Consider the following 7,339-nt stretch of genomic DNA (forward strand, 5'->3'; position numbering starts at 1 on the left):
CCGGCACCCCGCCATCACCCGCCCCCGCGCTGTCCGGCCGCTGTAAACCAGCACCACACGTGTGGGTGACGAACCGCGGTCGAGGCGTGACGTAACGTCGCAGGGTGATCGAGCCGCACGCGCCCGCCCCGCCCGGTTGCCCGCAGCCCCGGAGCACCCCGGACGGCCCCGGAGGCCCGGCGCGGCTGCCCGTACGGCCCGGCACCGGACGGTTCCTGGTCCTCGCGGGCGTGTTCGTCTGCGCGGCCTGCGGACTCGTGTACGAACTGGAACTGGTCGCGCTCGCTTCCTACCTGATGGGCGACTCCGTCACCCAGGCGTCCGTCGTGCTCTCCGTCATGGTCTTCGCCATGGGCATCGGCTCCCTCGCCGCGAAGCGGCTGCGCCCGCTCGCCGCGGCCGGCTTCGGTGCCGTCGAGGCCGCCCTCGCGCTCGTCGGCGGGTGCAGCGCCATGGCCCTGTACGCGGTGTTCGCCTGGACCGGTGACTGGGGCGGAATGTGGGCCAACGGGCCGCGCTGCCTGCTGGTCGCCTTCTCCCTGGCCACCGGGCTGCTCATCGGCGCCGAAGTCCCGCTGCTGATGGAGCTGATCCAGCGGATCCGCCGCCAGGACGCGGGCGGCGCGGTCGCCGACCTGTCCGCCGCCGACTACGTCGGCGCCCTCGTCGGCGGCCTCGCCTTTCCCTTCCTCCTGCTGCCGTTCCTCGGGCAGCTGACCGGCGCGCTGCTCACCGGCGCGGTCAACGCGGTCGTCGGCGGTGCGCTGGTGCTCGGACTGTTCCGCCGGGACCTGACCCGGCGCGCCCGCTGGCTGCTGCTGGTCGGCAACGCCCTCGTCCTCGCGGTCCTCGCCTCGGCCGCCGTCCTCGTCGACGACTTCGAACGGGCCGCGCGGCAGGCGATGTACGGCGTCGACGTCCGCGTGGCGCTGCGGACCGAGGTGCAGGAGGTCGTCCTCACCGGCGGCAGGAACGGACGGTCCCTCGGCCTGTTCCTCGACGGCCGGCTTCGGGTCAGCGGACACGACGAGCTGCGTTACCACGAGGCCCTGGTCCACCCCGCGATGAGCGGGCCGCACGCGCGCGTGCTCATCCTGGGCGGCGGGGACGGGCTGGCCGCCCGCGAGGTGCTGCACCACCCCCGGGTGGACCGGGTCGACGTCGTCGAACTCGACGCCGAGGTGATCCGCCTGGCCCGCACCGACCCGGCCCTGTCCGCGCTCAACCGGCACGCGTTCGGCGACCGGCGCGTGCACGTGACGACCGAGGACGCCTTCGCCTGGCTGCGCGGAGCGGCTCCGGCGACGTACGACGTGGTCGTCTCGGACCTGCCGGACCCGGGCATCACGGCGAGCACGAAGCTGTACTCGCAGGAGTTCTACGGGCTCGCGCGACGCGTGCTGGCCCCCGGCGGACGGCTCGTGGTGCACGCCGGGCCGGTCGCTGCCGGTCCCCGGGTGTACTGGACGGTCGAGGCGACCCTGCGCGCGGCCGGTTTCCGCACCGCCCCCTACGGCGCGGGCGGCGGCCACGCCGGTTTCGCCGCCGGGCCCGGCCGCACCCCCGCGGACCGCTCCCGGGCGTCCCGCGACTGGGGTTTCGTCCTGGCCGCCCGCACGGACCCGCGGCCGCGGCTCGACCCGGGCGGCCCGCGGCCCCGGGTGCTCACGGAGGCGTCCCTGGCCGCTGGGGAACGGGCGGCACGCAGGACGCGGATCCCGGGGCTGCCGGCGTCGACACTGGTGCACCCGCGCTACTGAGGGCCGGGACCGCCGAGGTGGTGCTGTCCTCGCGGGGCCGTCACAGCGGCTGTCACGTGCGGGCGGGGCCTCCACAGGGGGCTGCCCTCGCGGGGTCGTCCTCGCGGTGGCCGTCCACCGGCGCCTTCCGCGGAGGACCGCCATGGGGTCGTTCATGGGGCCGTCCACGCGGGCCCGCACTCGTAGGACCCCCTCGCGGGACCCACTTCGCGGGGCCTCTCACGAACCTCCTTCACCGAACCTCCTCGCGGAGCCGTCCGGCGGAGCGGGAGGGTACGCCTGGCGGAATGGTTCGGGGGGCGAATCCCTCAGCCGGGGGTGCGTTCCGCGCTGGGCTGGGTAGAGTCCGTCGACATGGAGCACGAGGTGTTCGTTCCGGTTCCGGCCGAGCGGCTGAGGGAGGTGCTGGACGACCCGGCGCGGGTCGCCCGGGCCGTTCCCGGGCTCCAGCAGGACGCCGGCGCCGAGCCCGTCGCCGGGCGGCTGAAGATCCGCGTCGGCAGCCACTCCGTCACCTACCGGGGTGCCCTGCGGGTGTCCGACGGTGAGGGCGCCTACGCCGTCGAGGGCGAGGCGGAGGAGTCGCGCGGCAGCGGCTCGGTCCGGTTCGCCCTGCGGATCGTCCTGCGGGAGGCGGAGGACGGCTGCACCGTCGTGTACGACGGCACGGCCACCGCCGACGGACGGATCAACGACCTTCCGGCAGACGCTGTGGAGGGCGCGGTCACCCGGCTGCTGAACCGTTTCGCGGAGCACCTGGCCGCGGCGGCCACGGACGCGGGCGACGAAGGTGCGCAGGCGGAGGCCGGAGAGAGGGCCCCCACCGAGCCCGGTCTCACCGGACAACCCCCGGCCCCCGAGCGTCCCTCCGCCTTCGGCGCCGCCGCCCCGCCCACCTCCCCGGGACCTGTGGACGACGAGGACGACGAGGACGAGGACGACGACATCGCCGAGGCGGCGCACGCGCGACGGACCATGATCGGACGCAGTGCCGAGGAGGTCGATCACGCCCCGCCCCGCGGCCGCTACGCCCCCGTGCCCGCGCCCCAGACCGTGTCGGCCCCGGCCCCGCTGCGCTGGGCGGCCCCCGCGGCGGCCCTGGCCGTGGCGTCGGCCATCGTGGCGGTCCGGGCCCTGCGCAGACGCCGTTGAACCACGCGGCGTTCGGTCCTGGACCGTCCCGCTGCGGGCACAGGGTTGAAGCAGGGCGCAACCGGTGAGGCCCCCTTGATCACCGCAGTAGGGTCGTCCCGTGAGTGACGAAGACATCACGCTGACCGCGGGTGACGCGGAGGTGACCGTGCAGCCGGGCAACGGCGGCCGGGTCGGAGGGCTGCGGATCGGTGGCGTCGAACTGCTGCGCCAGGGTGAGCGCTTCGGCTGCTTCCCGATGGTGCCCTGGTGCGGCCGTACCCGGGAGGGACGGTTCCTGGACGGCGCCGAAGTACGGCAGCTGCCGCTGAACGCACCGCCGCACGCCATCCACGGCACCGTCCGCGACAGCGCCTGGCGCACCGCCCGGGCCGGCACGACCGAGGCCGTCCTCACCTGCGAGCTCGTCGACCCCTGGCCCCACAGGGGCCTCGTCACCCAGATCGTCGCCCTCGCCGAGGACGCGCTGACGCTCACCATGTCCGTCGAGACGTACGACTCCTCCTTCCCGGCGCAGATCGGCTGGCACCCCTGGTTCAACCGGAACCTCGGCGGGCAGGACGTCGCCCTCGACTTCGACCCCGCCTGGCAGGAGGAGCGCGGCGCGGACCACCTGCCCACCGGCAACCGCATCGACCCGAAGCCCGGCCCCTGGGACGACTGCTTCGGCATGCCCGGCGGCGTCGAGGCGACCCTGACCTGGCCCGGCCGGCTGGAGCTGAAGGTGACCAGCGGCGAGGAGTGGGTCGTCGTCTACGACGAGCAGCGGGAGGCCGTGTGCGTGGAGCCGCAGACGGGCCCGCCCAACGGCCTCAACACCCTGCCGCGCCTGGTCACGCCCCTGGAGCCGCTGGAGGCCTCGACGACCTGGAGCTGGCGCCGCCTCTAAGCTGGGCGGCATGACGGACACACGCGGCGCGCTGCTGCAGCAGATCAAGGACAAGGCCGTGGTGCACGGCAAGGTGACCCTGTCGTCGGGTCTGGAAGCCGACTACTACGTCGACCTCCGGCGCGTCACGCTCGACGGCGAGGCCGCCCCGCTGGTCGGGCAGGTGCTGCTGGACCTGACCGCCGACCTGGACTTCGACGCCGTCGGCGGCCTCACCATGGGCGCCGACCCGGTCGCCGCGGCCATGCTGCACGCGGCCGCCGCGCGCGGGAAGCGCCTGGACGCCTTCGTCGTACGGAAGGCCGCCAAGGCGCACGGTCTGCAGCGGCGCGTCGAGGGCCCGGACATCGCCGGCCGCCGCGTGCTGGTCGTCGAGGACACCTCCACCACCGGCGGCTCGCCGCTGACCGCCGTCGAGGCCGTGCGCGAGGCGGGGGCCGAGGTGGTCGCCGTCGCGACCATCGTCGACCGGGCGACCGGCGCCGCCGAGAAGATCCAGGAGGGCGCCGGGGTGCCGTACCTCTTCGCCTTCTCGAAGGACGAGCTGGGCCTCGACTGACCGGGTACTGACCAGGGCGTGGACGGTGGCCTGGACCTTCCGGCCAAGTCTGGAAAGATGGGGCCGACGATGACGTCGCACCCCAAGGTCTAGGTCAGGGCCGTTAGACACAGCAGTACGTCAACCCGCAGATACAAGGAGCGGACGCATGCCCATCGCAACTCCCGAGGTCTACAACGAGATGCTGGACCGGGCGAAGGCAGGAAAGTTCGCCTACCCGGCCATCAACGTGACCTCCACCCAGACCCTGCACGCGGCCCTGCGCGGTTTCGCTGAGGCGGAGAGCGACGGCATCGTCCAGATCTCCACGGGTGGTGCCGAGTTCCTGGGCGGTCAGTACAACAAGGACATGGTCACCGGCGCCGTCGCCCTGGCCGAGTTCGCGCACATCGTCGCCGAGAAGTACCCGGTGAACATCGCGCTGCACACCGACCACTGCCCCAAGGACAAGCTCGACGGGTACGTACGTCCGCTGCTGGCGCTCTCCCAGAAGCGCGTCGAGGCCGGTCTGAACCCGCTGTTCCAGTCGCACATGTGGGACGGCTCCGCCGAGACCCTCGCCGACAACCTCTCCATCGCGCAGGAGCTGCTGGAGCAGGCCCGCGCCGCGAAGATCATCCTGGAGGTGGAGATCACCCCGACCGGTGGCGAGGAGGACGGCGTCTCCCACGAGATCAACGACTCCCTCTACACCACGGTCGACGACGCGATCCGCACCGCCGAGGCCCTCGGCCTGGGTGAGAAGGGCCGCTACCTGCTCGCCGCGTCCTTCGGCAACGTGCACGGCGTGTACAAGCCGGGCAACGTCGTCCTGCGCCCCGAGCTGCTGAAGGAGCTGAACGAGGGCGTCGCCGCCCAGTACGGCAAGGCGTCGCCGTTCGACTTCGTCTTCCACGGCGGCTCCGGCTCCACGGAGGAGGAGATCCGCACCGCGCTGGAGAACGGCGTCGTGAAGATGAACATCGACACCGACACCCAGTACGCGTTCACGCGCCCGGTCGCGGACCACATGTTCCGCAACTACGACGGTGTCCTGAAGGTCGACGGCGAGGTCGGCAACAAGAAGACCTACGACCCGCGCACCTGGGGCAAGCTCGCCGAGGCGTCCATGTCCGCGCGTGTCGTCGAGGCCTGCGGCAACCTGCGCTCGACCGGCACGAAGATCAAGTAGTCCCGGACCGCTCGCACACCGAAGAGCCCGGCATCTCCTCCAGGTGCCGGGCTCTTCCGTATGCTCCCTGCATGCCCGATGTCCGGTTGGCCTCACCGCAGGGCAGATGGGTCCTGCTCACCACCGTCCTCGGCTCCGGCATGGCGATGCTGGACTCGACCGTCGTCAACGTCGCCCTGCCGCGCATCGGCCGCGACCTCGACGCGAGCCTGTCCGCCCTGCAGTGGACGGTCAACGCGTACATGGTCACGCTGGCCGGGCTGATCCTGCTGGGCGGAGCTCTGGGGGACCGGTTCGGGCGGCGGAAGGTGTTCGTCGTCGGCGTGGTGTGGTTCGCGCTGGCGTCGCTGCTGTGCGGGATCGCGCCGAACGTCGGGGTGCTGAACGCCGCACGGGCCCTGCAGGGGGTGGGCGGCGCGCTCCTGACCCCCGGGTCGCTGGCGCTGATCCAGGCGTCCTTCCACCCCGACGACCGGGGGCGGGCGGTCGGCCTGTGGTCCGGCTTCGGCGGGATCGGGGCGGCGGTCGGGCCGTTCGTCGGCGGCTGGCTGGTGGACGGGCCGGGCTGGCGGTGGGTGTTCCTGCTGAACGTTCCGGTAGCCCTGGTGTGCGTGCCGGTGGCCCTGCGGCACGTCCCCGAGTCGGGCGGGGAAGGGGCGGCCCGGGGGCGGTTCGACGTGCTCGGGGCCGTGCTGGGGGCGCTGGCGCTCGCCCTGGTGACGTACGCGCTGATCGAGGCCGGTGAGGGCGGGGTGGCGGTGGCGGTCTCGGCGGTGGGCGGGTCGGCAGCGGCCGTCGCGTTCGTGGTGGTCGAGCGGCGCCGGGCCGATCCGATGATGCCGCCGGACATCTTCGCGTCCCGGCAGTTCACCGCCGTCAACCTCGTCACGCTGTGCGTGTACGCGGCGCTCGGCGGGTTCTTCTTCCTCGCCGCGCTCCAGCTCCAGGTCGTCGTGGGCTACTCCGCCCTCGCCGCCGGTACGGCGCTGCTGCCGACGACCGTGCTGATGCTGCTGCTGTCCGCGCGCTCCGGGGAGCTGGCCGACCGCATCGGCCCGCGGATCCCGCTGACGGTGGGGCCGCTGCTGTGCGCGGCCGGGATGCTGCTGATGCTGCGGGTCGGGCCGGGGGCGTCCTACCTGGCCGATGTGCTGCCGGCGCTGCTGGTACTCGGGCTGGGCATGGTCACGCTGGTGGCACCGCTGACGGCGACCGTGCTGGGCTCGGTGAGCGTGGTGCGCGCCGGGCTGGCCAGCGGCATCAACAACGCGGCGGCCCGGGCGGCGGGCCTGATGGCGGTGGCGGCGCTGCCGCTGCTGGCGGGCATGGGAGAGGAGGCGTACCGGGAACCGGCCGCCTTCGACACGGCGTTCGGAAAGGCCATGGGGTGGTGCGCGGGGGCGCTGGTGGCCGGGGCCCTGATCGCCGCCGCGGTGGTGCGCAGGCCGCCGCCGGACTGCAAGCGGCCGGAATGCCTGCGGCACGCCGGTGTGACGTCACCGCCACTGGAGGGCGAGCCGGTACGCAAGAGACTGCCGTCCTAGGAGGTGCCCGGCCCGTCGTGGAGGCGCCGCGCCGTCCGGCCGCGCCGCCTGCCGCGCGAGACCCGGCTGCCTCGGCGGCGCCGGGGGGTCGGCCGGCCGTCGCGTCGTCCGGCGTCCTGCTGGTCGTGGTGCCGCCTGGCGCTCTTCCTTCCTGGAGGGCGAGCCGGTACGCAAGAGGCTGCCGTCCTAGGAGGTGCCCGGCCCGTCGTGGGAGGCGCCGCGCCGCCCGGTCGCGCCGCCTGCCGCGCGAGACCCGGCTGCCTA

Annotated in this window: 6 protein-coding genes; all 6 read left to right on the plus strand. The window is 73.7% G+C overall.

From position 1 onward, the window contains the following. Window positions 1–104 precede the first annotated feature (104 nt). The 6 genes from AB0F04_RS22850 to AB0F04_RS22875 all read left to right on the plus strand — a co-directional run bounded on the left by AB0F04_RS22850 (window position 105) and on the right by AB0F04_RS22875 (window position 7,075). A complete protein-coding gene (locus AB0F04_RS22850) occupies window positions 105–1,760 on the plus strand; it encodes a polyamine aminopropyltransferase (protein WP_362043942.1) in 1,656 nt (551 codons plus the stop codon). Between the two features lie 354 nt (window positions 1,761–2,114). After that, window positions 2,115–2,912 carry an SRPBCC domain-containing protein gene (locus tag AB0F04_RS22855; RefSeq protein WP_362043944.1) on the plus strand — a complete coding sequence of 266 codons (798 nt, stop codon included), beginning with the start codon at window positions 2,115–2,117 and terminating at the stop codon, window positions 2,910–2,912. 100 nt (window positions 2,913–3,012) lie between these two features. Next, window positions 3,013–3,801, plus strand: coding sequence for an aldose 1-epimerase (locus tag AB0F04_RS22860; RefSeq protein ID WP_362043946.1), 789 nt, complete (start codon window positions 3,013–3,015; stop codon window positions 3,799–3,801). Window positions 3,802–3,811: 10 nt separating this feature from the next. Then, entirely contained in the window at window positions 3,812–4,360 is a 549-nt protein-coding gene (gene pyrE / locus AB0F04_RS22865) for an orotate phosphoribosyltransferase (protein WP_003991805.1), read from the plus strand. A gap of 148 nt (window positions 4,361–4,508) precedes the next feature. Further along, window positions 4,509–5,531 (plus strand): class II fructose-bisphosphate aldolase, encoded by a 1,023-nt coding sequence (fbaA, locus tag AB0F04_RS22870; protein WP_362043948.1) that lies wholly within the window; start codon window positions 4,509–4,511, stop codon window positions 5,529–5,531. A gap of 71 nt (window positions 5,532–5,602) precedes the next feature. Next, window positions 5,603–7,075, plus strand: coding sequence for an MFS transporter (locus AB0F04_RS22875; protein WP_362043950.1), 1,473 nt, complete (start codon window positions 5,603–5,605; stop codon window positions 7,073–7,075). The last annotated feature ends 264 nt before the right edge of the window (window positions 7,076–7,339 follow it).

This window comes from Streptomyces sp. NPDC029041 (assembly GCF_040637515.1).
Lineage (GTDB): Bacteria > Actinomycetota > Actinomycetes > Streptomycetales > Streptomycetaceae > Streptomyces.